Genomic DNA, 25,631 nt, shown 5'->3' with positions numbered 1-25,631 from the left:
ACAGGGAACAGATATGAGATCGCGATGAAGGTTTTATGATTAACTTTTATGATTTAAAAAAACATATGGTTACCCATCAGTGTTCCACTGCTGGAAAGGGGGATCGGGATCATCCCTTTTTTGTCTCCCAGGTTGTCGGATCCTATGCCCAGATGCCCCGGTGTTCCTGCCCGCTCAGGTCTCCTGACCCTGAGCACGCCTCCCTGACCCTCTTCTTAAAGGACTCGAACTCTAGGTCATCGAGCTGCTCGGGGAGCAGCTGGTCACTGTAGGCGTTCCGGTAGATCCAGGTGAGGATCATCTCAACCACGTCGACGACCGCACCGGCCGAGGTGACGGTCACCAGGTGGCGGCCCACCAGCGGATGCCTGCCCCGCCTGCCCCCAACGGTGATCTGGTACTCTGGTGGCTCTGCCGTGATGATCTCGAACGGGCAGGGGAGCACACACATTCCGCAGAGCATGCACCGCTCCTGATCGAGGACCACCCTTCCTCCGCTGATCCTGAGTGCCGCTTCCTTGCAGTAGTGGACGCAGGTGCCGCACCCAGTACAGAGCCCCTCCTCCCTGACCGGCCGTCTCGTCCCGGTGATCCCGATCTCGTTCAGCCGCTCGCTCATACATCCGTTCGGGCAGGCAGAGATGGCCACCCTGACCTTCACCGGCAGGTTGCGCCCAAAGAACCTGCGGTCGATCTCGGCGGCCAGTTCCCTGGTCTCGATGTTGGCGAATCTGCACCGATCCGTTCCCGGACAGGCGGTGATGTTCACCACCTCCTGCTTCTCCGCCCCGAGTGGCGTCCCGTTCCGTTCCAGTCTCTTCACCAAGGCCTCGATCGACCCCGGGTCGACCTGCGGGAGCTCCATCGTCTGACGGGTGGTCATGTGCACCACTGGAACACCGTGCTTTCGTGCGATCCTGGCGATCCCGCTCATCTGGTCTGGGGTGATCTCCCCGGCCGGGATGCGGAGACGGACGATGCAGCGATCTGGATCCTGGGATGGGATCACCCCGCCACGGGAGAGGAGATGTTTCGTGCCGTTCTTCATGCAACAGCTGGTTTGGGGCGCGTGATAAAATAAGTGATGTACTGATCAGGAAGATCCATCAATAATGGTTGACTCTCCTGATCAGACCAAAACCGGGCTGGAATCGGTGCCGGCTCTCCAACCTGCGATATCATAAGGTGGTGATCCAACCGGGATTTTTAAAAACATTTAATTAATTTTCAGTTTAAGTTAAGGTGAATGCCTGTGCGGGGCCCCACCTCTGGAGCAGGAAGAGATGATGTAATGAACGATTCAAAGCGCAGATTTTCCAGAATGTGGGTGGTCGCATGTACAGCGGTGCTGATCCTTTCCATCCTCCTTGTATGCGGATGTGTAACCACGCAGACCCCGCCATCCGACCAGAGTACGGCGTCGACGACAGCACATCAGGTGACATCCACTGCTTCCACCCCTGTGGCAGCAGCGAACACCACGGCCAAGGCTGGAACCCATGATCTGACGGTCTATGCCGCGGCCTCCCTCATGGACGCCTCCAAAACCCTCGGCACGGCCTTTGAGCAGTCACACCCGGGTGTCTCGGTGAAGTTCAACCTTGCCGGCACCCAGACACTTCGAAGCCAGGTCGAGAATGGGGCCAACGCCGATGTCTTCCTCTCCGCAGGGACCGCTCACATGAAGGCGCTGAAGGGTGAGGGGTACATGAACAACACCTCGGTCACCAACTTCACGGTCAACTACCTGACGGTGGCAATGCCCTCGAACAACCCCGGCAACATCAACACACTGCAGGATCTTGAAACCCCTGGAAAGAAGATCGTGATGGGGACGCCGGACGTGCCGGTCGGGACCGCGACCCGGACGCTGCTCGGAAAGTTGACCAACGACACGACCTACGGTCAGGATTACCAGACGAAGGTGATGAGCAACGTGATCAGTTACGAGACCGAAGTGACCAGCATCGTCTCCAAAGTGATGCTCGGTGAGGCGGATGCAGGTTTCGTCTACACCTCGTCGCTGACCGGTGACCAGGCCAGCCAGATGAAGTTCCTCACGATCCCCGACAAGTACAACGACAAGACCGTCTACCAGTCCGGCGTGTTGAAGAACAGCACCCAGGCCGACGATGCAGGGGCCTTTGTGACCTTCCTTTCGTCCGCTGATGGGCAGGCGATCCTGAAGCAGTACGGGTTCGTGCAGGGGTAAGGTGTGATCAGGAACGGCGGGTCTGATCGGTCAGAAGCAGGCGGCAGCCGGGGAGGGGTGCGGAACGCACGGCCTGTCCGGCTCCTCCTCACCTCTCCCCTCATCGCCAGAGCGCTCGCTCTGGTGCTGACGCTGGTGACCTGTGGGTACCTGATCCTCCCCCTCGCCGCCCTCTTCACCCGGACGACCCTCACGCTCTTTCTTGAGTCATTAAAAAATCCTGTCGTGCTGGATGCCCTGTACCTGAGCATGTACACGGCCACGGCGACGATGGTGGCGGTGGTGCTGGTCGGCACCCCGTTCTCCTATCTGCATGCCCGGCATGTCTATCCCGGACGGTTCGTGGTCGATGCTCTGATCGACCTCCCACTCCTCCTCCCGCCAGCAGTGGCAGGGCTTGCCCTCCTGCTGACGTTCGGGAGAAACGGTCTCCTCGGGCAGTACATCCATCTCTTCGGGGTGGATATTGCATTCACGACCGTGGCCGTGGTGATGGCTCAGATCTTCGTCGCCTCCCCGTTCTACCTCCGGCAGGCCAGAACCTCCTTTGAGGGGGTCGACCAGCGGTTCGAGCAGATCTCCTGGACGCTCGGTGCCTCGCCGATCCGGACCTTCTTCACCATCACCCTGCCACTGGCAGGTTCAGGGCTGCTATCAGGGGCGATCATGACCTTTGCACGGGCTCTCGGGGAGTTCGGAGCGACGATCATGTTCGCCGGCAACCTGCAGGGGAGGACCCAGACGATGCCGCTGGCGATCTATTCGACGATGCAGGGGGACCTGAACGGGTCCGTCACAATGGCAATCCTGATGGTGATCATCTCCTTTGGTGTGATGGTGACCGTGAAGGTGCTGACCCGGGGTGAACGGCATGCTTGAGTGCACGGTCACCAAACAACTCAGGTCGTTCACCCTCAATGTCGGGTTCCAGGCTCCGGCAGGGTGTATCACGGCCCTGATGGGGGAGAATGGGGCAGGGAAGACGACGATCTTTCACCTGATTGCAGGGCTTCTCTCCCCTGACAACGGGCGGATCAGTCTTGGGGAGAGCCTCCTCTTCGATGGAGGATCGGAGTACTGTGCCCCGGTCTGCGCCCGTCGAATCGGGTATATCACCCAGAAGACCTCGGTCTTTCCCCACATGACCGTCTTTGAGAATGTCGCCTATGGTCTGCGGTCCCTGGGATATTCCCGGGCTGAGATCAGATCCCAGGTGACCGGGTGGCTCTCAAAGCTTGAAATCGCCGACCTCGCCGGCGTGAAAGCAGGGAACCTCTCCGGTGGTCAGCAGCAGCGGGTGGCGATAGCCCGTGCCTTTGCCATCCATCCTGCGCTGCTGCTGCTCGATGAACCCTATGAATCGCTCGACGCCCACAGCCGGTCGCTCCTCACCACAGTGGTCAGGGGGTATGTGCAGGAGCATCAGATCCCCTGCCTCTGTGTCACGCACCATGTCGAGGAGGCGAAGACACTCTGTGATCGGGTGCTGATGATCGAGCGGGGAGAACTGGTCTGGCGGGGTTCTCCCTCTGATCTTGAAGGAGGGTGTACCTGCCCCAGCGCCATCACTCTCCAGTCGGGAAGCAGTGGGATCAGACCTCGGTGAACTCCCCTGCCCGGGGTGCCTCGTGACCGATGAACCTGAGCACCTCGCCGATGTCCGGGACCTCGTGGATGGGATAGATCTTTGCAAAGATGACCGTGCAGTCCTCGTCCAGAACGATATTGGCTCGCTCGGAGAAACCGTTCTTTTCGCGGAAGATCCCGTACCTGGTCGCGACCTCGCCATGGGGCCAGAAGTCGGCGAGGAGGCGGGTCTCCCGAATCCCGAGCGACCGCGCCCAGGCTGTCTTGGATTGGACCGAGTCGATGCTGATCCCGACCGCGACGGTGTTCAGGGACCGGAGATCGTCCTGATGCGCCTCCAGTTCACTCATCTGCGCTGCGCAGGGTGAGGTCCAGGCCAGCGGGTGGAACGAGAGGAGCACCCGTTTGCCTGATGCATCTGAAAGGTGAAACTCTTCACCGTGCTGATCCTTGATGGAGAGTTCCGGCGCCCGCTCTCCTATCCGTATCATCTCTGCCATGGGCTGATCGTGGACGGATAAACGTAATAATCTTATGGAACTCGTCCTCTGGATCGAAAGAAGAGATTCCTGGTCAGGGTTCGAGGGCACCCCGCATTCTGGTCACATAGACCCGGAGTGCTTCGATCATCCGGTCCCTATCCTGGGTGTGCTCCTCGATGATAGCCGCGATCGCAGATCCGACGATGGCAGCGTCTCCCCCGGCCGCAGCGATCGCCTGCACATGCTCGGGGCGCGAGATCCCGAACCCGACGGCCAGCGGGAGGGCAGTTCTGCTCCGTATCCGTTCGAGCAGGTCCGCGACCCCGACGGCGAGGTGGTCCCGGGCTCCTGTCACGCCGGCCACCGAGACCACGTACAGGAACCCGCTCCCTGCAGACCCGATCAGGTCGAGCCGTTCATCGGTGGTCGTCGGGGCGGCCATCACGATCTGGCAGAGACCGTACCGGTCGGCCGCCGTCCGGGCCACGCCGATCTCCTCGGCAGGAAGGTCCACGATCAGGATCCCGTCGGCCCCGGCGTCGGCCGCCTCCCGGTAGAACCGATCGATTCCGCGCCTGAAGATCGGATTGTAGTAGGTCAGGATCATGATCGGCACCGTCGACCGTCTCCTGATCCCCCTGATGATCGCGAAGAGGGTGTCCGGGGTGGTCCCTGCCTCGAGGGCACGCAGGTCCGCTCGCTGGATCATCGGGCCGTCTGCGCTCGGGTCTGAGTAGGGCATCCCGAGTTCGATGATATCGGCCCCGGCGGTGGCCAGCGCCTCGGCGACCCTGACACTCGTCTCCGGGTCCGGATCGCCAGCCACCGTGAACGCGATGAACGCCGGCCGGTTCCGTCCTGTAAAGACCCGATCGATCCGGTTCATGGGGTGATCCCTCCCATCGCTGCGATCTGGGCCAGGTCCTTGTCCCCGCGGCCGGAGAGTGTGATCACTATGCTCTGATCGGGGCCGAGTTCCTTCGCCACCTTCCGGGCATAGGCGACTGCATGGGCCGACTCCAGGGCTGGGATGATCCCTTCTGTCCGGGAGAGGTACCGAAACGCGTCCAGCGCCTCGTCATCGGTCACTGAGGTGTACTCGATCCTGCCTGTCTCCTTGAGCATGCTGTGCTCGGGTCCGACGCCCGGGTAGTCCAGGCCGGCCGCGATCGAATGGGTCTCTTCGATCTGCCCGTCGCCATCCTGCAGCAGGTACGAGAGCGCCCCGTGGAGCACCCCGGGCGAACCCCGGCAGAGAGTGGCTCCGTGCTCGCCGGGCCCGCTCCCTTTTCCGCCGGCCTCGACCCCGACGAGCCGGACCTGGAGATCGTTCACGAACGGGTGGAACATCCCGATCGCATTCGAGCCTCCGCCGACACAGGCGATGGCCATGTCGGGGAGCAGGCCGTAGCGGGAGAGGAACTGTTCGCGGGTCTCGTTCCCGATCACTGCCTGGAAGTCCCTGACCATCGTCGGGTACGGGTGCGGCCCGACCACCGATCCAAGCACGTAGTGGGTGGTGTCCAGTTCGCTGACCCAGTGGCGGAGAGCCTCGTTGACCGCGTCCTTCAGCGTCCTGGTCCCGGTCTTGGCCGGGATCACCTCGGCCCCCATCAACTGCATCCGAAAGACGTTCAACTTCTGCCGCTCGATATCGACTTCGCCCATATAGACCTGGACTGGCATTCCGAGCGCCGCCCCGACGATGGCCGTCGCGACCCCGTGCTGCCCGGCTCCGGTCTCGGCGATCAGCCGTGTTTTGCCCATGAACTTTGCGAGCAGCCCCTGGCCGAGGGTGTTGTTCAACTTGTGGGCCCCACCGTGCATCAGGTCCTCCCGTTTCAGGTAGACCTTGCACCCGAGATCCGCCGACATCCGTGGGCAGTAGGTGAGCTGGGTCGGCCTTCCGGCGTACTCGGTCAGCATCTGCCGAAGAGCCGTGACGAAGATCGGGTTATTCCTGGCCCTGGTATAGGCCGCCTCCAGTTCATCGAGTGCTGCGATCATCGTCTCAGGGACATACCGCCCTCCAAATTCTCCAAATCTTCCGTTATCCATGGTATGGTCCGTCAATTTCTGGTCTCCGCATTCTCGTTTGCATCTGTTCTCCTCTCCCCTCCTGCATGGACGAACCCCGCCAGAGCCGTCACCGGGTCCGGTGCGGCCATCACCGCCGTCCCGATCAGAAATGCGTCGGCGAACGGAGTGAGTTCCACCAGATCCCCGGGGGTCTTGATCCCGCTCTCACTGATCACAACCCTGCCGGCCTCGGAGGCCAGGTGTGCCAGTTTTCTGGTGACAGACCGGTCGATCACAAGAGTGGCCAGATCCCGGTTGTTGATCCCGATCAGCGGAGTGTTCGTTGCGAGCGCTGCGTTCAGTTCCTCTTCTGTATGCACCTCGACCAGCGGCTCCAGTCCGGCGTCCTGGGCCGCATCGACGAAGACAGAGAGGTCATCCCCGAGGATGCGAGCGATCAGCAGCACGGCGTCGGCCCCGATCGCCCGTGTCTCGGCGATCTGCCGGAGGTCGGTGATGAAATCCTTTCGGAGGATCGGGACGGTGGTCGCGGCCCGAACCTGCTGCAGCACCTCCACCGATCCCCCGAACCATTCCGGCTCGGTCAGCACCGAGAGGCCGACACAGCCTGCCCCGACGAGCGCCGCCCCGAGGTTCCCGGCGTTCTCAATCGTCCTGATCGCTCCCATCGACGGGGAGGCGGGTTTGATCTCAGCGATCACGGCATTTCGGTCGGAGACGTTCCGGATCTCCCCGGCCAGGCTGATCGGCCGATGGGCGGAGGGCGGGAACCCGCCGCTGGTCGGGAGGTGGGCGGCCCTCGCCCGGGAGGCCGCGGCCAGGTGATCGAGGATCATGCCTCGCCCCTGCTGACCGAGACCAGCGTCTTCAGGGCTGCAGCAGCAGCCCCAGAATCGATCGACCCGGCGGCCAGCCGGACCCCCTCGGCGAGGTCTCCGGCCCTGCCACCGAGATAGATTGCCGCCGCTGCATTGAGGAGAGTGATCTCCCGATAAGGTCCTGTCTCACTGTCGAGGATCCCTCTGATGATCGCGGCGCTGGTTCGGGCGTCCCCGCCCTGCAGTTCGGCGAGGTCTCTGACAGGCATCCCGAACTGCTCCGGGGTCAGAGTGTACCGGAGGATCTCGGCCCCCTTCACCTCCACCACCTCGGTCGCCGTGGCGGTGCTGATCTCATCGAGCCCGCCGCCGCAGACGACCATCGCATGACCGACGCCGAGGGCCTGCAGCACTGGAGGGATCAGGTTGAGGAGAGCCGGTTCCGGCACCCCGAGGAGCTGGGAGTCGGCCCCGGCCGGGTTGGTCAGCGGGCCGAGGATGTTGAAGACGGTCCTGATCCCGAGTTCCTTTCGTGCCGCTGCGACATGCTTCATCGCCGGGTGATGGGCCTGGGCGAAGAGGAAGACGATCCCTGCCTGTTCGAGGGTGGCCCGTTCCTGCGCCGGCGTCATTGCCAGGTTCACGCCGAGTTCCTCGAGTACGTCGGCTGACCCACACCGCCCCGAGGCCGAACGGTTGCCGTGCTTGACGACCCTGACCCCAGCCCCTGCGGCGACGAGCGCTGCGGCGGTGCTGATGTTGAAGGTTCCTGCACGGTCCCCGCCGGTGCCGCAGGTGTCGACGAGCCGTCCCTCCCCCTGGATCTGGACCGGTACGGCATGGGCCCGCATCACGGCTGCAAAGGCCGCGACCTCGACAGGGCTCTCTCCCTTCATGCTGAGCGCTGTCAGCAGCGATCCGATCTGGGCACTGGTGGCCGCTCCGGTCATGATAGCCTCCATCGCCCCCGCAGCCACCTGCTCTGGGAGATCCTGCCCAGCGGTTGCCAGGGCCAGCGCCTCCAGGATCATGTACTTCCCCTGCCGGTGTACGGCTGCTCCAGGAAGTTCCTGATCAGCGTCTCCCCGGCCGGGGAGAGGATGCTCTCCGGGTGGAACTGCACCCCTTCTATCGGGTACTTCCGGTGGCGCACCCCCATCACCTCGCCATCGTCCAGGCTGGTCGCCGATACGATCAGGGCGTCGGGGATTGCGTTCTTATCTACGACCAGCGAGTGGTACCGGGTCGCGGTGAACAGGGATGGGAGGCCGGTGAAGACCCCTGCCTGGTCGTGGGCGATCGGGGAGGTCTTTCCGTGCATCAGCACCCCGGCACGGACGATCCGGCCGCCGAAGGTGGCGCAGATCGCCTGATGACCCAGGCAGACCCCGAGGGTCGGGATCGTCCGGCTGAGCGTTTCAAGCACGGTCCTGTACAGGGCCGACTCCTCTGGCTTCCCCGGCCCGGGCGAGAGGAGGATCCGGTTGCAGTCGGCAGCGGCGGCGATGGTCTCCTCTTCGGTGGCGTCCCTGGTGATCACCGTCACCACGGCGCCGAGCATGCCGAGCTGTTGGCAGAGGTTGTAGGTGAAGGAGTCGAAACTGTCGATGACAAGCACCTTCATACGCTCCCCCCTGCCAGCTCGATCGCCTGCATCATCGCGGCTGCCTTCGCCTCGGTCTCCTTCCATTCGAGGGCAGGCACCGAGTCTGCGACAATTCCTGCGCCGACCTGGATCGAGGCGGTTCCGTCCCTGACCACGACCGTCCGAATGGCGATGGCGAAGTCCAGGGTCCGGTCGAAGCCTATGTACCCGACTGCCCCGGCATAGAGGCCCCGGTCCCGGGATTCGAGGTCGTTGATGATCTCCATCGCCCGGATCTTCGGGGCCCCCGAGACGGTTCCGGCCGGGAAGCAGGAGGTGAACGCGTCGAAGCAGGTCAGGTGATCGACAAGGGTGCCCTGGACGGTCGAGACGATGTGCTGGACATGGGAGAATCGCTCGATCGTCATGAAGTCCCTGACCCTGACCGAGCCGTAGGTGCTGACCCGGCCGATATCGTTTCTGGCCAGGTCGACGAGCATCAGGTGTTCGGCCCGCTCCTTTGGATCGTTGAGCAGGTCCGCGGCCAGTGCCCGGTCCTCCTCCTCGTCCTGCCCCCGTCGCCTGGTCCCTGCGATCGGGACAGTGGTGACGGTCCTCCCCTCCACCCTGACCAGCATCTCTGGGCTCGAGCCGGCGACCTGGTGGTCCTGGAAGTCCAGGTAGTAGAGGTAGGGCCCCGGGTTTATCACCCGCTGGGCACGATAAAGGAGGAATGGGTCGCCGGCATACGGGCAGGTGATCTGCCGGGAGATGACGGCCTGCAGGATGTCGCCGGCATGGATATGTTCCCTGGCCTTAAGGACCGCGTCCTGGTAGGCTGTGGGTGAGAGGGAGGAGGTGCAGGTGACCGCCGCCCCGCTTCTTTCTTCTGGAAAGACCTGCCTGGGTGGCTCTTCCCTGAGCCGGTCCAGGGTTCTGCAGAGGAGGCGGAGACGCTCGTGAGCCTGTTCGTAAGCTTCCCCTGCGTCCTGCCGGTGATCGAGCAGGGGGGTTGTGAAGAGGGTGACGGTCCCGGTGAGGTGTTCGAAGACCACTCCCCCCGTGACCAGCATGAAGGTGCCGAGAGACTCCTCCTCTGCCGGCCGTGGTGCGGATCTGAGTCCGGGATGGAGCCGTGATGTCAGTTCATACGAGAACGTGCCGATCATCCCACCTGCAAATGGAGGAACACGGATCCCGGCGTAGGTGAACCTGCTCATCACCGACTCGAGCTGCTCCACCGGGTTGCTTCCTTTCGGCGCTGTGGCGATCCCGATGAACCGCGGATCCCCGCCGAGCTTCACTCCATCGTCCCTGAACCGGATCGTCAGCGGTGGATCGGTGGCGATGAACGAGTAGCGTGCGAGTCTGGTCGGCCCCTCGACTGATTCGAGGAGTGCCCCCTCCCGCGTTGCCAGGGCACTGTACACGCCGGTTGGCGAGAGGCCGCTGATCGGCACCGAGCAGGTCAGGGGGATCAGCAGCGGTCTCGCCAGGTCTCTGGCCAGGGTGGTGTACTCCTCCTTGGAGAGGTTCATCTGCAGTCCTTCATCAGGGGTTTGATGTACATTTGTGATCTTCATTGTACACAAGTACAATTTCATAGACATAAAAATGCTTTGATGATTGTATTTGTGTAGGGAAAAAAAGAAGAGGTGTTGGGGGCTGGACTCAGGGTCGCTGCCGGCCGCGCTCGAGCAGGTTCCCGATCAGGGTCAAGGGGGCTCCTTCCTCGGGAGACCTGAGCGTGGCCTTCTCGATCGTCACCTGCCGTATGGATCCGTCGGCGAACTGCAGAGTGGCCTCGTAGGTGCAGGTGGACGGCTCTAAAAAGAGAAGGTCGTCCCCCTGCTCGTACACCGCCCGGTCTTCTGCAGGGAAGACATCAACTGTCCTGGCCCCGATTATCGCGGCCCGGGATCGCCCGACCATCTCCTCGAAGGCCTGGTTGCATTCGAGGAACCGCCGGCCCGGGTCCAGGCAGTAGATCGGACGGGGGAAGGCATCGATGAAGTGGTGGACGAACAGGTACTGCCGCTTCAGCGTCTCCTCGGCCTCCTTCCATTCGGTCATATCGGTCAGCACGATGTAGGCGATATGACTCCCCTCGTGATCGATCGAGGAGAGACGGGCCGAGAGGTACCGCCGTTTGCCGCTCTTCTGAACGATCCAGAACCGTAACTCCCTGGGTACTCCACCTGATATGGTGTATTCGTCGACCAGAGCCCTGACCCGCTCCTGCTCCTCAGGGGCGGTCACATCGAGCGGGGTCATCGCAAAGATCTCGTCACGCGGATAGCCGAGGATCGCAGCGGCCCGCTCGTTGACATAGACCATCTCCTTATCCCTGCTGATGACCAGCCCATCCTGAATGTTCTCTGCCATCCCCCGGAAGAGCGCTTCGCTCTCCTTCAGTGCCTGCTCCGCCTGCTTCTGGGCGGTGATCTCCTCGAGGATCACCGTCATCCCCTGCGTCCCGTTGTCAAAGACCGTCGGTACGGCCTTCTGTCTGAAGGTCCTGGCCGGCTCAGTCTGGATCTCGAGTTCTTCTGCGACCTCCTCCCCGTTCAGCGCAGCGAGCAGCCGCAGGACGAGATCATGGATCATCGGGTCCGGGACCGGCAGGTACTCCAACTGCCGTCCAACCGCCTCTTCACGCTCCATCCCCAGGAACTGCAGGAACTGGTCATTGATATGCGCGATCCGGTGCTCCAGGTCGAGGACCATGATCATCTCTGAGGGGAAGGAGAGGAGGGCGCTGAGCGGTATCCGCTGGGAGAGGGTGAAGACCTTGGCCATCCCGTAGTTCCTCATCTCTACGTAGCCGGAGACCCGCAGAATGTCCAGGTACCTCCCGACAGAGTGTTTGTTCTTCCCGAGGGCGCGTGCAATCTCGGTCACGCTCATCCCCTGCGGTATCTGCTTCAGGATCTCCCTGATCCGTCGCAGTTCCTCTGAAGGTGGTTTCATCCATATTCAATTGGAGTCTGAAAATTTAAATATATATGAAATATGTCATATACGTATGAAACCATTAACTGAATCATTTATGTGTAACCTATAACCTCTCTCTTTAAATATGACTGCTTCTAATTTGTATGCCAGCGATCTCTTCAGCAGCGCTGATCTGATCAGATGGAATGAACATTATGGTAATGAACAGATATTCATCGGGTGCAGTCAGGGTTCTCACTCTGCTGCTGATCGTCGCCTGCGTGCTGGTCTCCCCAGCCATGGCCGGTACCAAGTATCTCTCCGGAGGCCCATCGCTCTCAGCCGCGGTCACCGGTACCAACGAACTGATCTCAGGCCAGACCGTGCCGTTACAGGTGACGATCGAAAACAGTGGTCTGATCGACAGCAAGTTCTCCCAGACCGGTCTGGTCGATCGGACCGACCTGCCGAACACCGCGAAGACGGTGACGGTCGGCCTCGGTGCAGATGACGCACCGGTCACGATCCAGTCCGACCCGCAGATGATCGGCGACATCCTCGGGGGTGCCTCTGGACAGGCCAAGTTCAATGTGAAGATCGAGGCCGATGCCCCGTCAGGCACCTACTCCCTGCCGGTCTCGGTGAAGTACACCTATCTCGAGTCTGCAGAGCAGGTCGGGACCGACTCGGTGAACTATAACTACGTGACCAAGAATCTGGTCATCCCCCTGACGGTCACGATCCGGTCCGAAGTGGTTGTCGCTGTCCAGAACATCTCGGCAGAGCAGCTGAATGTCGGGACGGAAGGCTACCTGAACCTGACGCTGCAGAACACCGGGAATGTAAACGCCAGGAATGCCGTCGTGAAGATCATCAGAAACGGTGCAAGCCCGATCACCCCGACCGACTCCTCGGTCTACATCGGTGACTTTGGGAAGAACGCCGTCGTGAACTGCAAGTACCGGGTCGCCGTCTCCACGCAGGCCGCAGCCCAGACCTACCCGGTCGACGTGATCGTCGCCTACGAGGATCAGGACGGAATCAACCGGACCTCCAGGCTCCAGACGATCGGTGTCCCGATCGGTGGAAAGATCGACTTCAAGGTCAGCTCCGAGGCACCCGTGATCACCCCGGGCCAGAAGAAGGTCCTCGACGTCCAGTACACCAACATCGGTGCGACCACCGTCTACAGCGCCCAGGCCCGCCTCTCGGCGGTCGACCCGTTCACCTCCAACGATGATACGGCCTACCTCGGCGACCTGAAACCGGGCGAATCAGCCATCGCTCACTTCGAGATCTCGGCCACCAAGGAAGCCACCATCAAGCAGTACGGCCTCGATTCCGAGATCCGGTACCGCGATGCACTCGACAACTCCCAGATATCCGACACCATGAAGGTGCCCGTGAATGTCGTGGAGCAGACGGGGGTCAACGCGATCCTCGGCAACCCGATCATCCTCGCTGTGATAGCGGCCATCATCATCGGTGCCGGTTACTATCTCTACACCAGGAAGAAGGGGTCGGCATGAGCCGCTGTCCCCAGAACCACTCCTCTCGGTCTGATCTCCAGAGGTGATGTTTTCCATGCGTTCAGTGTTTGAACCGATCGGTCGTCTGATCTCCGGACACCCGGGTGCAGTAGCGGTGGGCTACCTCTGCCTGCTGCTGATCGCGCTCTATGGGACGACGATGATCACGATGAACACCGGGTCTGACACGTATATGGACAAGTCGACCGAGGATGGGATCCTCTTCGATACCTATACCCAGACCTTCGACTCCAATGCAGTGGTGCTGCTGGTCGAGTCCTCTGATGTGCTCAGCCCGGATATAATCCAGTATATGGCCCAGGTCGAAACGGCACTTCGACAGCAGCAGTACATCGGGCAGGTCAGCTCGGTCGCTGACCTGATGCGCCAGATGAACCAGGGTCGGCTCCCGACCTCTGAGGGGGAGATCCTCGCCATCGAGCAGGGCGTCCCGGCCAGCGTCCTCGCCCAGTATGTCCCTTCGAAGGATACGACGATGGTGAAGATCAGCCTGCAACAGGGTCTCTCCGGTGACCGCTCCACCAGTGTGCTCGGGAACATTCAGTCGGTGATCTCATCGATCGATACCCCACCAGGTGTTACCATCTCGATGACCGGAAACGCTGCGTTTAATAAGGAGATGCAGAGCGAGATCGGGAAATCGACCGCAGTGCTGATCGGTGGCGCGATGCTTTTGATGGTCCTGACGCTCGGGCTCCTCTTCTCCTACGTGAGCCAGAGGTTCCTGCCAGTGCTGGTCGTCGCGTTCGGGCTGATCCTGACCTTCGGGATCATGGGTCTCGCAGGTCTCCAGCTGAACCTGGCGGTGGTCGGTGCATTCCCCATCATCATCGGGCTCGGGATCGACTATGCTATCCAGTTCCATGCCCGGTTTGATGAGGAGGCCGGCCATTCCTCCGGTGAAGAGGCAGCGTTCACCACCATCACCAAGACCGGTCCTGCCGTGCTCTATGCGATGCTCGCGACCTCGCTCGGGTTTGCAGCGCTCTCGATCTCCTCGGTCCCAATGGTCCGGGACTTCGGGTTCGTCTCGATTATCGGAGTGATGATCTGTTATGTTTCGTCCCTGATCTGCGTCCCGATGATCGCACTGCTGACCGGATACAAACCGAAAGGGGCTCACCAGCCCTCTACTGGTCCTGGTGGGTACAGCCGGTTCCTCGCGTCGACGGCGGTGAAGATCGCCCATAACCCGGTGCCGATAATCCTGGTTGCAGCCCTGGTGGCCTTCGCCGGGGTGCAACTCGACAGCAGTATTCCGATCGATACCAATCAGAACACCTTTGTGCCGTCGGATATGCCGGCCCGGCTCAGCCTGAACAAGGTCTTCTCGATGATCGGCTCCACGGATCCGGTCCCTCTCTATGTGACAGGCGGCGACCTCGACGACCCTGTGGTCCTTCAATGGATGGATGAGTTTGAGAGTTCGGAGCTTGCGAAACACAGCGAGATGCTTGGGGTCACCAGCATCGCCAGTGTCATCAAGCAGTACAATGGTGGGGTGCTGCCGACCACGGGGGCCGGCGTGGATGCCGTGATGGCCCGGATCCCGTCTTCGGTTAGAGATCAGTACCTGGACGGGACGAGTGCGGCCCTGATCACCTTCAGCACCGTCCGGATGGAAATGCCTGAGAAGAACTCGTTGAAGGAGCAGATCATCGATGAGATCGCGTTCTCTCAGCCGCCGGCAGGGATACAGGTGAAACCGACCGGAAACTTCGATATGTTCACCTCGCTGATCAATGATATCGCATCAGGAAAGGACAGGATGACCGGGCTTGGGTTCGGGCTGATCCTCGTCTTCCTGCTGCTGGTCTACCGAAAGCTCGATGCCGCGACCCCATTGATCCCGATCATCTTCATCGTCGGCTGGAACCCGGTGGCGATGACGATCCTCGGTCTTGACTACACCCCGATCACCGCGGTGCTCGGGTCGATGACGATCGGGGTCGCCGCAGAGTATACGATCCTGATCATGGAGCGGTACCTCGAGGAACGGGAGAAGACCGGGAATGTCTATGATGCGATCGAGCAGAGTGTCCAGAAGATCGGAACTGCAATCACCGTATCCGGCCTCGCGACCTTCTTCGGGTTCTCTGCGCTGATCCTCTCCGCCTTCCCGATCATCAGCAACTTCGGGATCTCGACCATCGTGGCGGTTCTCTTCTCGCTGATCGGTGCGATCGTCGTGATGCCGGCGGGCCTCGCGCTGATGGATATGGTAGAGCGGTATGTGCAGAGGCACCGGACCGGGGTGGCCCGGTCGGCCGCCTGACTCCCCTTTCTTTGCTGATCACCCGAGGGGCAACGGCTTTTTTACCTGTCAGGTTTTTAACGATAAATCGGTATAGGCGTTTTGTCCCGTGGAATTGAGGGAATTGTGCAGATTATGAGAGACCACCTGGTATATCTGACCTGAATCTCGTGATCACTCCCACGACAAAATGTGTGGGCTCTCTGCCGCTCTGATCGTAAAAAAGAATCGATCCGATCTTAGATCTTATCTTTGCCGGGAATGTAGTTCATAGGTTTCTGTCTCCTGCCCTTTACCAGATCAAGACCCTGCGTCCTCTTCAAACGTTTCACCTCGTTCTGCAGATCTTCAATGATCTCCAGTAACCGGGATATCATCTCCGGGTCAGAATTCCTGGCGATGATATCAGGGGTGATTTCCTTGAGATATTCACTATCTGTTAATTTCATACAGCCGATCATACATGAATGGGTTTATATGGATAAGTAATCTGGGTAACAGTCCCTCCATCCCTGGTATCCTGTCAATCCAGGTGAGGATCATCCTTTGATCTTCATCATCCTTTCAGATTCCTCATGTTTGCCCATAACGATGAGGCTGCGATGAGTTCATAGGGGAAAAAAGGGATATGCCCGAATAGCAACAAAATTTTATGTAATCTTATTTACTTCAGGGCTGCAATGCCGGTGAAATCGATGGCATTGATGATGGCGTCATAGTCTGCTTTCGTGCCGTTCTGGATATTGACATACACCATGAACCGATCGTTCACAGAGACCCAGGTCCCAAAGGTCTTTCCTGCTATGGAGTGCGTCTCCCATGCCGGATTTCCCTTCACGGTTGTACTCTTGAAATATCCGTCGCTGGTCTCTGCGTCTTTAAAACTACTCCAGATGGTCTTGAACCCAACCGGTCTACCTGCCGTGTCCTGGTAGGTAACCGCGGCAGTTGTCTCTTTGTTTGCGGTGCTGGTGTAACTCGCCGTCGACGAGGTCCAGGCATGGTTATCCTGGTCCAGCCTGGTCGACCCGACCGGCTGCTGATCGATCACCCAGCCGGCAGGTGCCGGGGGGAAGAGGGCGTTCAGCGTCTTGACGTCCACGGCCTGACCTGACGTGCCGCTCTGTGCTGCCGCCTGAGCTGCTGGCGTCGTTCCGGCTGCAGCAGAAGACTGCGCTGCTGCCATGGTCGTGGCCGATGTCGTTGTCGTCGTCTGAGGATTCGATGAAGTGCACCCGGCTGCCATCATCAGGCAGGCCAGGATCAGGATCAGCAGAATGGTCATACTCTGCATGTGATGTTGTAGTACTCGTGCCATACAGACCACCTCAATGGTCTGTTCTTTCAACGATACCTTATGGGATTAAGATACCGGATCGTATGGTTGAATACTATTACTGGGAGTTGGGTATTCCTCTCTTTCTCTCAATAAAGAGGGAATATTTGGTGTAGAACCATTTTTTCGTCACCTCAACGAGGATGAGATACCCGAGTAAAAGTCCGGCAAGTACTGCAAAGAATGAAACAGGAGGGTGTACAAAACCAAAGATACTGCCTATGATCGTGAAGGGCACTATGCAGGCGATGGCCACAATGGACAGGGTACTCGCAAGGAGGAGCTTGCTCGGTCTGCTCTTATAGAAGGGAACGATCCTGGTCCTGATCACAAAGATGATCAGCGTCTGGGTGCAGATCGATTCGATGAACCATGCGGTCTGAAAGAGTGCTGCATCGGCTTTGAAGATGAAGAGCAGAATAAAGAATGTGATGAAATCGAAGATCGAACTGATCGGGCCAAATACAAAGATAAACTTTTTAATGAACTCTATATCCCATTTCTTTGGTGTGCTGATGTAGGATTCATCCACGTTATCGGTCGGAATGGATGATTCTGATATATCATAGAGGAGATTATTGAGCAGTATCTGAATAGGGAGCATGGGAAGGAACCCGAGGAAGAAGGATGCCCCGGCTACACTGAACATATTCCCGAAGTTCGAACTTGTCCCCATCAGAATATACTTCATCGTATTGCCGAATGTCTTCCTCCCTTCAAGCACTCCTTCGTGCAGGATCCGGAGATCATTTTCAAGGAGAATTATGTCTGCCGATTCCTTTGCGATATCCACCGCGTTTTCAACCGAAATCCCGACATCGGCCTCTCTGATCGACGGGGCGTCGTTGATGCCGTCACCCATATAGCCGACGACATGGCCGTTTCGTTTCAGAGAGTTCATGACCCGGTTCTTCTGGACCGGTGTCATCCTGGAGAAGATCGTGATATTCCCCACTACTCGCGAGAGGGTCTCCTGGTCCATATGCTCTATCTGATCACCCGAGAGTACACCCCTTACCGCTAGGCCGATCAGTTCACAGGTCTTCCGAGTTACGAGTTCGTCGTCTCCGGTGAGGATCTTCAGTTCTACACCGGATGCGGAGAGTAACGCCACCGATTCCTTTGCACTCTCTTTCGGGGGGTCGATGAAGGTGACGAGCCCTACCATGGTCATATCCTGCTCATCACTGGTTGTATAATGATTCTGATCCCCTGTCAGAGTACGGTAACATACCGCGAGCGTCCGGAATCCATCCCTGCTCTGTTTCTTATAGAGACCAAGGATCTCTTCCCGGTCTGCATCGGTCAACCGGGTGACAGCACCATCTCTTTCCACAGAGGTACATATCGCCAGGGTCTCCTCAGGTGCCCCCTTTGTGATCAGCAGGTGACCTGATGCTCCGGATACCGCGACAGAGGTTCTCCGGCGGATGAAATCGAAGGGGATTTCATCTATCTTCTGATACTTTCCTGTGTCCTCAGGCTGAAATGCAATGATCGCCTCGTCAAGGGGATTTTTCAGGCCGGTATGGAAGTAACTGTTGATATAGGAGAAGAGCAGGACCTTTTCGTTATCATTTCCGTCTGGATCCAGATGTTTTATGAGGGCGATCCTGTTATCTGTCAACGTGCCGGTCTTATCAGTACAGAGTACATCCATGCTTCCGAAGTTCTGGATCGATTCTGGATGCTTGACGATGGCCCCCTTCGCTGACATGGCGATGGCTCCTTTTGTCATATTCAAGGACAGGATCATCGGGAGGAGTTCGGGGGTCATGCCGACGGCGAGAGCAACAGAGAAGAGAAGTGATTGGAGGATGTCCTGCTTATAGAGTGCATTGACGAAGAATACCAGGATGACGAGGCTGAAGACAAATTTTGACATCAGGTAACTGAACTGTTTGAGGCCGTGTTCAAAATCGGTCTCCGGAGGTCGCTCAACCAGCGTCTTCGCTATCTTTCCGTATTCGGTGAAGAGGCCGGTTTTCGTTATGATGGCCCGGGCAGTTCCGCTGATGACCGAGGTTCCGAGAAATACATAATTCTCTGCCTGGGCCAGAGGCTTGTCGGGGTCCAGAAGCGTTTCACTCTTGGAGACCGGATACGGTTCACCGGTCAGTGACGATTCATTGACAAAAAAATCCCGTGCTGTGAGCAACCGGGCATCAGCAGGGATCATGTCCCCTGCTGTGAGGGAGATAAGGTCCCCTGGGACCAGGTCGACAATAGGGATCTCCTCCTCCTTTTCATCCCTCTGCACACGTGCCCGGGCTATGATCTTTTTTGTCAGCAACGCTGCAGCATTTTCAGCCCTGTATCTCTGGAAAAAATCGAGTATGACACTGATCAGAATGATACTGATGATGATCGCTGCATTGGTGACCTCGCCAACAGCGATTGAGATGAGAGCGGCAAAGAGCAGGATGAGAACGAGGGGATTGGTGAACTGTTTCAGAAACTGGAGGATCACCGACTCCTTTTTCTTACTTGAGATATCATTCCGTCCATACTGCAGTCTCTGCGCTTCGGCATTTTCTGTGGTCAGTCCCTGTGCAGACGAGTTGAGCGCCAGGAACAGGTCTTCGATCGGGAGGGTGTGGAGGTTCGTACCAGATTGTGCATCTTTTTTTAAGTCAGTACTCATAGGAGAAGCATCTCTGGACCCCGGTGTCAGGTCATATGAAAGAGCACGTACTACTTGGTTTTTTCCCTGAGAGGCTCTGACATCGGAGAACTCTGAGCTCCTCCTCTTCTGTTTCGCAAAGGGAGTGGCGACGAACTTTGAGAAGAAGCACAAACTCCGGTGCGGAGATTGAAGCATCCTTCAATCCGATCAACTCCCAGATCAGAGATGCTGAAGGCCTCAGGAGTGTGGGGGTTGAATCGCTCCAGAGGGAGATAAAAATGGTCGGTCTCTGCCGGCCGGTTAGAACTCCCTTTCTTGGGCCGGCAGACCGGGTGAGTCGACCACATTCCCGGTTCCGTGCTCGATATAAAAAATATCAAAGATTGGATTATCCGCCTTCTGATAGATACTCTTCACCAGATCACTCCCGGCGATGATCCGCTCTTTGATCGATCGGTCATCACTGAATCCACCGTCACCACTGATCCGCATCGTGGCATACTCCTTAGAGATCGAACAGATCTCAACCGATGGATCATCCTTAAACTGTCGGTACATGTTCTTGGTGTTCGCGGTACAGAAATACAGCCGCCCGCTTTCTTCCAGCATGAACTGGACAGGTCTGACCCGTGGCTTTCCATCATCAACGGTGGCACGGTTTACCACTGGGTTTTCCTGAAATAATGATACAATCTCTCTCATACTTCTGCGCCGGAATTTTTTACCTGTCCATCAGTCTCTCTGCTCTATTACCCGGGAGATCGTTGCTGAACATGGCACAAAAATGGTACATCGTTCTTCAATGAAGAGATGATGAGAGATATCCCCGTGAGATGGAACCAGTTTCTCAATCCCGTGCTCGTTCAGTTCGGTGATTATATACTGGTTTGCCTCTTCCCGAATCCTGCTGATGAGTGATATCGCGTTCCCGGTGACCATATCAATTTTATCAGATCTCTCATTCAACGCATGGATGGTGTCGGTGCGTGAGCTTCCGAGGGGATTCGCCTGGCACGTCCATCATTATGAGGTATCAGCGACCGGTTGATGGGATGACCTGGCCCCGAAACCTGGAGGCCGGAATCCAGACCGGGTCCTCGACATCATCCTTACTATGCTCCTGATCCAATGGTATGGTGATTATGAATCATCATCAGGGGTATATTCCGGGGGTGACCCGGGAATTTCCGGTCATCAGGGTCAGCGGCGATCAGGTCAGTGAGACGACCGTGGAGGTATGTACAGAATCGCGGGTCATCCTCTCACTCAATGACGTCGTCATCGGCGACCTCTCGATCACGCCGACAGATCTCGAGGCGTTCGCCGCCGGACATCTGATCTGTGAAGGGTATATCAGTTCTCTGGAGCAGATCACCGGCATCAGCATCGACCTGCCTGAGATCAGGGTCACTGCCCTGTGCTGCCCTGGAGATACCTCAACCGGGCGGTTCTCGAAGAACAGTTCAGGGGGACCCTGCCGTGACCTGCTCCCGGCCGGTGAGGTCGCTCCGCTTCCCAATGGTCTCCTCCTGAAGGCGGATACGATTCTCGACTCCATGGGCCGGGTCAACGACTATTCGGTCATCTGGAAGCGGACTGGGGGGATGCACTGCAGCCTGATCATCCGGGAGAACGGGGAGGTGGTCTGCGGTGTTGAGGATATGGGACGGCATACGACGGTGGACAAGGCCGTCGGCATCGCCCTTTTGCAGGGGATTGACCTTTGCCGCTGCTACCTCGTCTGCTCAGGCCGGCTCCCGGTCGACATGGTCGCGAAGGCCTACCGGGCGGGCATCCCGGTGATGGTCAGCAACAATGCCGCATTTGCCGGCGGCATTGAGTTTGCAGCGAAGGCCAACATGACGCTCGCCGGTTTTGTCCGACCCCCCAGGATGACCCTCTATACCGGGGCCCATCGCATCAGGTTCTCATCAGAGTGACCGGTCCGATATGCGCCAGAGGCGCCGGCCCTGCCCTCGCCTGGAACGACCCGACCGGGAGCTGCCTGTATACGAAAAAAAGATCCTAAAAAAAATACCCGGGAACCGGATGGGCTCACATCCTGTCTGATATATTCCCCCATTCATTCCCCCGGGGACTTTCGGTACTCTATCACATACATGGCATGGCGGTGCCGGGTGCCATCATCATCTGGTCTGCGGAACACCGTGATGAAGAATGTTTGATACGATATTCGTTGTCTGAGTGCCAATCAGTATATTTGCTGGCAGGTAATGACGCGGGACGGATCCGGGTGAAGAGCCCGCTGGAGATTCCCAGGAGGGCGATCAATACCGCTACACCCCGGTCATTCCTCTCCGGTAGGTGCCCCTCGTGTGCTTTTTCAGCGAATACGGATACCGTGAGGATCAGCGTGAGGATCCAGAGGGTAATCGCCGAAATAACGAGTTTATTTTGTTTCGATTTCATGCTTCATTTCGCATTCACGACCGTGAATGGATGGTACAGCATGGGGTGGCCCATTATTTAGAGCGTGATTTTTTGGCTTTTTTTGCCGCTTCTTAAAGAGAACCCGTGATCGCACCAGGACGATGAATGGGAGAACCGGTTGCAGAAGAATAACTGAATCGTTGATCCTGAAGATCAGTCGGGTATCATAAGAGAGCCATGGCCCGGAATCGAACCGGGATATGCTGATCTGCAATCAGCCGCGTAGCCTTTCCGCCACCCTGGCATGGCCATTCACAATTGTGACTTTGACATACTATCATTGTCGCCGGGAATATTTATAGAATAATTTACTGGCAAAAATTTCCTGATCCCTTTATGCCCCGCACCGAACTCCATGCCTCTGAGTCCCATGATATGGAGCTTGTCGTGATCTGATGTCAGCACGTCTCCTTTATCCGCCGGGCATCATCTCTCCTCGTCTTCAGGGGATTGTATGATCAACGGATAGATCCCATCAGGGGGGGCATGGTCTCCCGCCGCCACGCCCATCTGTTTGATATAGATAGTATAGCCGGTCACCGCGAGGGCCATGAGCACCGGACCGAGGATAAAACCAATCACTCCCATGAATGGGACACCGGCGAAGATACCAATGATCATAAACACGGGATGGACCCCCACCCGTCTTCTCATCATCACCGGGCGGTAATAGAGGTCAATCCAGCCGCTCAAAAGAGGGTATCCGATGAACATGGTGATGACTGCACTCTTGATGTCTCCCAGGGCGACCATGTAGAGAATAAAAAAGAGCAGAAACAACTGGGCGCCGATGAGAGGAATCAGCATCGCAAAACCGATCATGGTGGCAAACAGGAGTTCGTGCCCGTAGCCCAACAGGGTAAAAAACGGGATGGCGAGGAGAAATGAGAGGAGAGCTGCCGATATCTGGATCACAATAAGGGAATAGATTGTGTTTCCCGTGATCTCCGACATCTTCCCCACGGCAGCCGACAGTTTGGGGGAGAGGTTCTGTGTCACCGAAGCCCAGACCTCTTCACCATAATAGATCAGCATCGAAAGTGAGAGGAAGAGGATGATGACCTGGAGAAGGAGGAGGCCCGGGTTCGCGGTGAGTGAGAGGAGGGTATTGAGCAGCATCTCGATGAGCGTGTGGGGCATATTGGAGAGCTGTTCTGTGGTGAACGTGGGCAGGAAGGTGGCAAAGACAGTCTGGCTGAAGCCCTTGACCAGCGTGGCAGCCATGATTCCGATATACTCGATATCGGCATAGATCACGATCGTTGCAGTCGACACCACCAGCATGATCGCAAGGAGCACCCCGAAGGTAATCACCATGGCGGACAGGGACGGCTTCACTCTGCGTGAAAACTCTTTGTGGAGCGGCATGAGCACAACTGCAAGGGCGACCGACCAGACGAACACGGTCATGAGCGGCCATAATGCGATGATAATCGCGATGAAGATCGCCCCTATGAGAAGCAATAGTTTCTGATCTTCAGTGATCAGAGAAATCTCCATGTGAGTCTATTACCGATGGTGGATCATAAAAATTTGTGGGTAAGGATGGTGTTCTTCAAAAAGAGCCGGAAGGAGTTGCCATATCAACCGGTCGCACAGAGAGGTGGAGACTGTTTTTCACCAGGTCGCCTTCATCAGGGAATGAAGATCTCGGGGTCGGATCACCGGTGTGGCAGCGATTATCAGACATGGCCTGTTCAGGTGCATCCAGATGGCGGCCAGTAAAAATACCTAAAAATTCCCGATGACCGCCCAGAACTTTATGCAGACCCCCTCCCTGGAGAGATCTGTTACTACCAGTGTGATAACGCCGGCAACATGGAGGCGCTGTCACTCGTATCAGTATTTCAGATCATCCAACCGGCACCGGGCTTGGGATCATCGTTGCTGATAAACGGGGCCGGCATCTCCATCAGCGAGACCGGTATCCCGGGCAATGGTGCACGGTCCGGAATCACGGTATCGGAAGTATCGTGACCGAATGGAGCTACACCGCCGGCAGGGTGAAGAAGAACGTGCTCCCCTCGCCGGGCGTCGACTCGACCCGGACCCGCCCGCCGTGTCGTTCGACGATCTTCTTGACGATCGCGAGCCCGATCCCGGTTCCCTCGTACTCGTCCCTGGTGTGGAGCCGCTGGAAGATCACGAAGATGCGATCGAAGAATTCGGGCGCGATCCCGATCCCATTGTCTTCCACGGCGAAACGCCAGCATTTCTCTGTACGCTCGGCCGAGATCCGGATCACGGGAGGCACGCCGGGCCGGCGGTACTTCAGGGCGTTTCCGACGAGGTTCGCGAAGACCTGCTCGAGCTGGGTTGCGTCGGCCATGACCGGTGGCAGATCTTCCACGGTCACGGTCGCCCCTGCCTCATGGATCAGGGTCTTCATCGTTCCGAGTGTGTCGGCCACGATCCTCTGCGTATCCGCCGGCACCAGCGGCATGGCCGACGTCTCGACCCGGGAGAGCTGGAGCAGGTCCTGGATCAGCATCTGCATCCGCTTCCCGCCCTCGATGATGAACCTGATATACTCATCCGCGTCCGCGTCGAGCCGGCCCCGGTATCGCTGGTTGAGGAGCTGGCTGAAGCTGACGATGTTCCTGAGCGGCTCCTGCAGGTCGTGGGAGGCGACATAGGCGAACAGTTGCAGTTCCTCGTTGCTTGCCTGCAGTCTCTCCCCATACCCCCTGAGCACCTCTTCGGCCTTCCTGCGTTCAGTGATATCGTCGAAGATCGTGTAGACCTGGTAGGGTGTCTCCTCGCCAGGTCGGAAGAGAGGCACAGCGTCGATGCTGATCCAGCGGTAGCCCTGTTCCCGGGGATTGAATACGCCCATCACCACGTTCTCCAGTTCCTGCCCGGTCCGAAGGGCCACCATCGCCGGATGCTCCGGGCCGGGGAACTTCGTGCCATCCTCCCGGATCGTGTGATGCTCGGTATCTTCCGAGGTCAGGTTCGTGAACTCGGCCTGACTTTTTCCAAGGATCCGCTCCGCCGCCGGATTCATGGAGGCGACCCGACCATCGGCGTTCTGGTAGACCACGCCCTGGAGCATCGTCTCGAAGAGGCTATGAAAGTGCTGTTCGCTCTCGGCGAGGGCCTTGTTCGCCCTTTCTCTCTCGGTGACATCGCTGAATGCCAGCCGGATCCGATCGTCGCCGTTCGGCCCTGCCGGCTCGGCCCTTCCCTCCAGATGGGCATACCACACTCTGCAGGGTGCACTGCTTTGCCGGCGATGCTTTCCCGAGGGCCTCGCGGAAGACGATCGCGAGGGAGAGGGCCTCTTCACCGGTCGAGCAGCCGGCCACCCAGGCCCTGAGTGTTGTGCCATCCGGCGAGGCCGCGATCAGGTCGGGGATCACCCGGTCTCCGAGCTCCTCCCAGACAGCGGGGTCACAGAAGAAACTGGTCACCCCGATCAGAAGCTCCTTGAAGAGCAGGTCGAGTTCAGGGGGGTTTTCCTGGAGGAATCGGACATAGTCGGTGATCCGGTCGATCTGGTGGATCGCCATCCGTCGCTCGACCCGCCGGTTCACGGTGTTCTTCTTGTACAGGGAGAAGTCATGCCCGGTGCGTGCCCTGAGCAGGATGATGAACTTATCAAAGGTACTTCCCGCCCTGGATTCGAGTGGAGGCTCCGGTTCGGTGATGATCGGTCCGTGTCGGACGAACGCGAGGATCTTCTCTGGCAGGTCGCTGGCCGGTGCGATGATGTCGGCCAGTCTAGCGTCGATGGCGCTCCGGGGCATTCCGTCG

The 25,631-nt window shown here is 58.4% G+C and carries 23 protein-coding genes and 1 tRNA gene; 6 read left to right on the top strand and 18 right to left on the bottom strand.

What is annotated here, in order from left to right; translation table 11 throughout:
- Positions 1 to 142: 142 nt before the first annotated feature.
- Positions 143 to 1,048, bottom strand: a complete 906-nt coding sequence (locus ACFKSJ_RS08395) for a 4Fe-4S binding protein (RefSeq protein WP_440949350.1) — start codon at positions 1,046 to 1,048, stop codon at positions 143 to 145.
- A gap of 243 nt (positions 1,049 to 1,291) precedes the next feature.
- Here ACFKSJ_RS08395 and modA point away from each other — a divergent pair, with 243 nt between their 5' ends.
- From modA to ACFKSJ_RS08380, 3 genes are read left to right on the top strand one after another with little or no spacing between them, the layout of a single operon-like run.
- Entirely contained in the window at positions 1,292 to 2,212 is a 921-nt protein-coding gene (gene modA, locus ACFKSJ_RS08390) for a molybdate ABC transporter substrate-binding protein (protein ID WP_440949349.1), read from the top strand.
- A gap of 3 nt (positions 2,213 to 2,215) precedes the next feature.
- Positions 2,216 to 3,091, top strand: coding sequence for an ABC transporter permease (locus ACFKSJ_RS08385; protein WP_440949348.1), 876 nt, complete (start codon positions 2,216 to 2,218; stop codon positions 3,089 to 3,091).
- Positions 3,084 to 3,818, top strand: a complete 735-nt coding sequence (locus ACFKSJ_RS08380) for a sulfate/molybdate ABC transporter ATP-binding protein (RefSeq protein WP_440949347.1) — start codon at positions 3,084 to 3,086, stop codon at positions 3,816 to 3,818. Before ACFKSJ_RS08385 ends, ACFKSJ_RS08380 begins: the two co-directional genes overlap by 8 nt.
- Here the strand turns inward: ACFKSJ_RS08380 and ACFKSJ_RS08375 are convergent.
- The 8 genes from ACFKSJ_RS08375 to ACFKSJ_RS08340 form a co-directional block, all read right to left on the bottom strand.
- Positions 3,805 to 4,299 (bottom strand): redoxin domain-containing protein, encoded by a 495-nt coding sequence (locus tag ACFKSJ_RS08375; RefSeq protein WP_440949346.1) that lies wholly within the window; start codon positions 4,297 to 4,299, stop codon positions 3,805 to 3,807. The two genes, ACFKSJ_RS08380 and ACFKSJ_RS08375, sit on opposite strands and share 14 nt — an antisense overlap.
- A 73-nt stretch (positions 4,300 to 4,372) precedes the next feature.
- Positions 4,373 to 5,167: a tryptophan synthase subunit alpha gene (gene trpA / locus ACFKSJ_RS08370; RefSeq protein WP_440949345.1), complete on the bottom strand. Its 795-nt coding sequence runs from the start codon at positions 5,165 to 5,167 to the stop codon at positions 4,373 to 4,375.
- Positions 5,164 to 6,339 carry a tryptophan synthase subunit beta gene (gene trpB, locus ACFKSJ_RS08365; RefSeq protein WP_440949344.1) on the bottom strand — a complete coding sequence of 392 codons (1,176 nt, stop codon included), beginning with the start codon at positions 6,337 to 6,339 and terminating at the stop codon, positions 5,164 to 5,166. Before trpB ends, trpA begins: the two co-directional genes overlap by 4 nt.
- Positions 6,340 to 6,350: 11 nt before the next feature.
- The gene (locus ACFKSJ_RS08360) at positions 6,351 to 7,157 is read right to left on the bottom strand and encodes an indole-3-glycerol phosphate synthase TrpC (RefSeq protein ID WP_440949343.1); all 807 of its coding nucleotides are present in this window, start codon (positions 7,155 to 7,157) and stop codon (positions 6,351 to 6,353) included.
- On the bottom strand, positions 7,154 to 8,170 hold the full coding sequence (gene trpD / locus ACFKSJ_RS08355) for an anthranilate phosphoribosyltransferase (RefSeq protein WP_440949342.1): 1,017 nt from the start codon (positions 8,168 to 8,170) through the stop codon (positions 7,154 to 7,156). The genes ACFKSJ_RS08360 and trpD overlap by 4 nt, the downstream gene beginning before the upstream one ends.
- A complete protein-coding gene (locus tag ACFKSJ_RS08350; protein WP_440949341.1) occupies positions 8,167 to 8,763 on the bottom strand; it encodes an anthranilate synthase component II in 597 nt (198 codons plus the stop codon). Before ACFKSJ_RS08350 ends, trpD begins: the two co-directional genes overlap by 4 nt.
- A complete protein-coding gene (locus ACFKSJ_RS08345; protein WP_440949340.1) occupies positions 8,760 to 10,307 on the bottom strand; it encodes an anthranilate synthase component I family protein in 1,548 nt (515 codons plus the stop codon). Before ACFKSJ_RS08345 ends, ACFKSJ_RS08350 begins: the two co-directional genes overlap by 4 nt.
- Before the next feature lie 88 nt (positions 10,308 to 10,395).
- Positions 10,396 to 11,694, bottom strand: coding sequence for a PAS domain S-box protein (locus ACFKSJ_RS08340; protein WP_440949339.1), 1,299 nt, complete (start codon positions 11,692 to 11,694; stop codon positions 10,396 to 10,398).
- 185 nt (positions 11,695 to 11,879) lie between these two features.
- Between ACFKSJ_RS08340 and ACFKSJ_RS08335 the strand changes: the two genes are divergently transcribed.
- Both ACFKSJ_RS08335 and ACFKSJ_RS08330 read left to right on the top strand, forming a co-directional pair.
- The gene (locus ACFKSJ_RS08335) at positions 11,880 to 13,187 is read left to right on the top strand and encodes a COG1361 S-layer family protein (RefSeq protein WP_440949338.1); all 1,308 of its coding nucleotides are present in this window, start codon (positions 11,880 to 11,882) and stop codon (positions 13,185 to 13,187) included.
- A 55-nt stretch (positions 13,188 to 13,242) separates the two neighbouring features.
- Complete coding sequence (locus ACFKSJ_RS08330) at positions 13,243 to 15,483, top strand: efflux RND transporter permease subunit (RefSeq protein WP_440949337.1); 2,241 nt, start codon at positions 13,243 to 13,245, stop codon at positions 15,481 to 15,483.
- 218 nt (positions 15,484 to 15,701) lie between these two features.
- On the opposite strand, the gene ACFKSJ_RS08325 is transcribed toward ACFKSJ_RS08330, so the two are convergent.
- The 4 genes from ACFKSJ_RS08325 to ACFKSJ_RS08310 all read right to left on the bottom strand — a co-directional run bounded on the left by ACFKSJ_RS08325 (position 15,702) and on the right by ACFKSJ_RS08310 (position 20,126).
- A complete protein-coding gene (locus ACFKSJ_RS08325) occupies positions 15,702 to 15,911 on the bottom strand; it encodes a hypothetical protein (protein WP_440949336.1) in 210 nt (69 codons plus the stop codon).
- Positions 15,912 to 16,126: 215 nt separating this feature from the next.
- Entirely contained in the window at positions 16,127 to 16,780 is a 654-nt protein-coding gene (locus ACFKSJ_RS08320) for a hypothetical protein (protein WP_440949335.1), read from the bottom strand.
- Between the two features lie 76 nt (positions 16,781 to 16,856).
- Positions 16,857 to 19,442, bottom strand: coding sequence for a magnesium-translocating P-type ATPase (gene mgtA / locus ACFKSJ_RS08315; RefSeq protein WP_440949334.1), 2,586 nt, complete (start codon positions 19,440 to 19,442; stop codon positions 16,857 to 16,859).
- Between the two features lie 282 nt (positions 19,443 to 19,724).
- Positions 19,725 to 20,126: a pyridoxamine 5'-phosphate oxidase family protein gene (locus ACFKSJ_RS08310; RefSeq protein ID WP_440949333.1), complete on the bottom strand. Its 402-nt coding sequence runs from the start codon at positions 20,124 to 20,126 to the stop codon at positions 19,725 to 19,727.
- 440 nt (positions 20,127 to 20,566) lie between these two features.
- Here ACFKSJ_RS08310 and fdhD point away from each other — a divergent pair, with 440 nt between their 5' ends.
- Positions 20,567 to 21,364, top strand: a complete 798-nt coding sequence (gene fdhD / locus ACFKSJ_RS08305; RefSeq protein ID WP_440949332.1) for a formate dehydrogenase accessory sulfurtransferase FdhD — start codon at positions 20,567 to 20,569, stop codon at positions 21,362 to 21,364.
- A gap of 172 nt (positions 21,365 to 21,536) precedes the next feature.
- On the opposite strand, the gene ACFKSJ_RS08300 is transcribed toward fdhD, so the two are convergent.
- From ACFKSJ_RS08300 to ACFKSJ_RS08280, 5 genes are all read right to left on the bottom strand, one after another.
- The gene (locus ACFKSJ_RS08300) at positions 21,537 to 21,854 is read right to left on the bottom strand and encodes a hypothetical protein (RefSeq protein WP_440949331.1); all 318 of its coding nucleotides are present in this window, start codon (positions 21,852 to 21,854) and stop codon (positions 21,537 to 21,539) included.
- Between the two features lie 194 nt (positions 21,855 to 22,048).
- Positions 22,049 to 22,119, bottom strand: a tRNA-Cys gene (locus ACFKSJ_RS08295).
- Between the two features lie 182 nt (positions 22,120 to 22,301).
- Positions 22,302 to 23,375: an AI-2E family transporter gene (locus tag ACFKSJ_RS08290; RefSeq protein WP_440949330.1), complete on the bottom strand. Its 1,074-nt coding sequence runs from the start codon at positions 23,373 to 23,375 to the stop codon at positions 22,302 to 22,304.
- Positions 23,376 to 23,862: 487 nt separating this feature from the next.
- Complete coding sequence (locus ACFKSJ_RS08285) at positions 23,863 to 24,930, bottom strand: sensor histidine kinase (protein WP_440951417.1); 1,068 nt, start codon at positions 24,928 to 24,930, stop codon at positions 23,863 to 23,865.
- A gap of 13 nt (positions 24,931 to 24,943) precedes the next feature.
- On the bottom strand, positions 24,944 to 25,624 hold the full coding sequence (locus ACFKSJ_RS08280; protein ID WP_440949329.1) for a CheR family methyltransferase: 681 nt from the start codon (positions 25,622 to 25,624) through the stop codon (positions 24,944 to 24,946).
- Between the last annotated feature and the right edge of the window lie 7 nt (positions 25,625 to 25,631).

Origin of the sequence: Methanosphaerula subterraneus, assembly GCF_052055875.1 — an archaeon.
Lineage (GTDB): Archaea > Halobacteriota > Methanomicrobia > Methanomicrobiales > Methanospirillaceae > Methanosphaerula > Methanosphaerula subterraneus.
This window is presented reverse-complemented; position numbering and strand designations above follow the sequence as displayed.

Excerpts from the sequence above, each read along its gene's own strand:
- ACFKSJ_RS08335 (WP_440949338.1), top strand. The coding sequence starts at position 11,880 with ATGAACAGATATTCATCGGGTGCAGTCAGGGTTCTCACTCTGCTGCTG.
- ACFKSJ_RS08395 (WP_440949350.1), bottom strand. The coding sequence starts at position 1,048 with ATGAAGAACGGCACGAAACATCTCCTCTCCCGTGGCGGGGTGATCCCA.
- ACFKSJ_RS08280 (WP_440949329.1), bottom strand. The coding sequence starts at position 25,624 with ATGCCCCGGAGCGCCATCGACGCTAGACTGGCCGACATCATCGCACCG.
- ACFKSJ_RS08340 (WP_440949339.1), bottom strand. The coding sequence starts at position 11,694 with ATGAAACCACCTTCAGAGGAACTGCGACGGATCAGGGAGATCCTGAAG.
- modA (WP_440949349.1), top strand. The coding sequence starts at position 1,292 with ATGAACGATTCAAAGCGCAGATTTTCCAGAATGTGGGTGGTCGCATGT.
- trpD (WP_440949342.1), bottom strand. The coding sequence starts at position 8,170 with ATGATCCTGGAGGCGCTGGCCCTGGCAACCGCTGGGCAGGATCTCCCA.
- ACFKSJ_RS08360 (WP_440949343.1), bottom strand. The coding sequence starts at position 7,157 with ATGATCCTCGATCACCTGGCCGCGGCCTCCCGGGCGAGGGCCGCCCAC.
- ACFKSJ_RS08350 (WP_440949341.1), bottom strand. The coding sequence starts at position 8,763 with ATGAAGGTGCTTGTCATCGACAGTTTCGACTCCTTCACCTACAACCTC.
- ACFKSJ_RS08330 (WP_440949337.1), top strand. The coding sequence starts at position 13,243 with ATGCGTTCAGTGTTTGAACCGATCGGTCGTCTGATCTCCGGACACCCG.
- ACFKSJ_RS08285 (WP_440951417.1), bottom strand. The coding sequence starts at position 24,930 with ATGCTCCAGGGCGTGGTCTACCAGAACGCCGATGGTCGGGTCGCCTCC.
- ACFKSJ_RS08320 (WP_440949335.1), bottom strand. The coding sequence starts at position 16,780 with ATGGCACGAGTACTACAACATCACATGCAGAGTATGACCATTCTGCTG.
- ACFKSJ_RS08325 (WP_440949336.1), bottom strand. The coding sequence starts at position 15,911 with ATGAAATTAACAGATAGTGAATATCTCAAGGAAATCACCCCTGATATC.
- mgtA (WP_440949334.1), bottom strand. The coding sequence starts at position 19,442 with ATGAGTACTGACTTAAAAAAAGATGCACAATCTGGTACGAACCTCCAC.
- ACFKSJ_RS08310 (WP_440949333.1), bottom strand. The coding sequence starts at position 20,126 with ATGAGAGAGATTGTATCATTATTTCAGGAAAACCCAGTGGTAAACCGT.
- ACFKSJ_RS08375 (WP_440949346.1), bottom strand. The coding sequence starts at position 4,299 with ATGGCAGAGATGATACGGATAGGAGAGCGGGCGCCGGAACTCTCCATC.
- fdhD (WP_440949332.1), top strand. The coding sequence starts at position 20,567 with ATGAATCATCATCAGGGGTATATTCCGGGGGTGACCCGGGAATTTCCG.
- ACFKSJ_RS08290 (WP_440949330.1), bottom strand. The coding sequence starts at position 23,375 with ATGGAGATTTCTCTGATCACTGAAGATCAGAAACTATTGCTTCTCATA.
- ACFKSJ_RS08345 (WP_440949340.1), bottom strand. The coding sequence starts at position 10,307 with ATGAAGATCACAAATGTACATCAAACCCCTGATGAAGGACTGCAGATG.
- ACFKSJ_RS08300 (WP_440949331.1), bottom strand. The coding sequence starts at position 21,854 with ATGAAATCGAAACAAAATAAACTCGTTATTTCGGCGATTACCCTCTGG.
- trpB (WP_440949344.1), bottom strand. The coding sequence starts at position 6,339 with ATGGATAACGGAAGATTTGGAGAATTTGGAGGGCGGTATGTCCCTGAG.
- trpA (WP_440949345.1), bottom strand. The coding sequence starts at position 5,167 with ATGAACCGGATCGATCGGGTCTTTACAGGACGGAACCGGCCGGCGTTC.
- ACFKSJ_RS08380 (WP_440949347.1), top strand. The coding sequence starts at position 3,084 with ATGCTTGAGTGCACGGTCACCAAACAACTCAGGTCGTTCACCCTCAAT.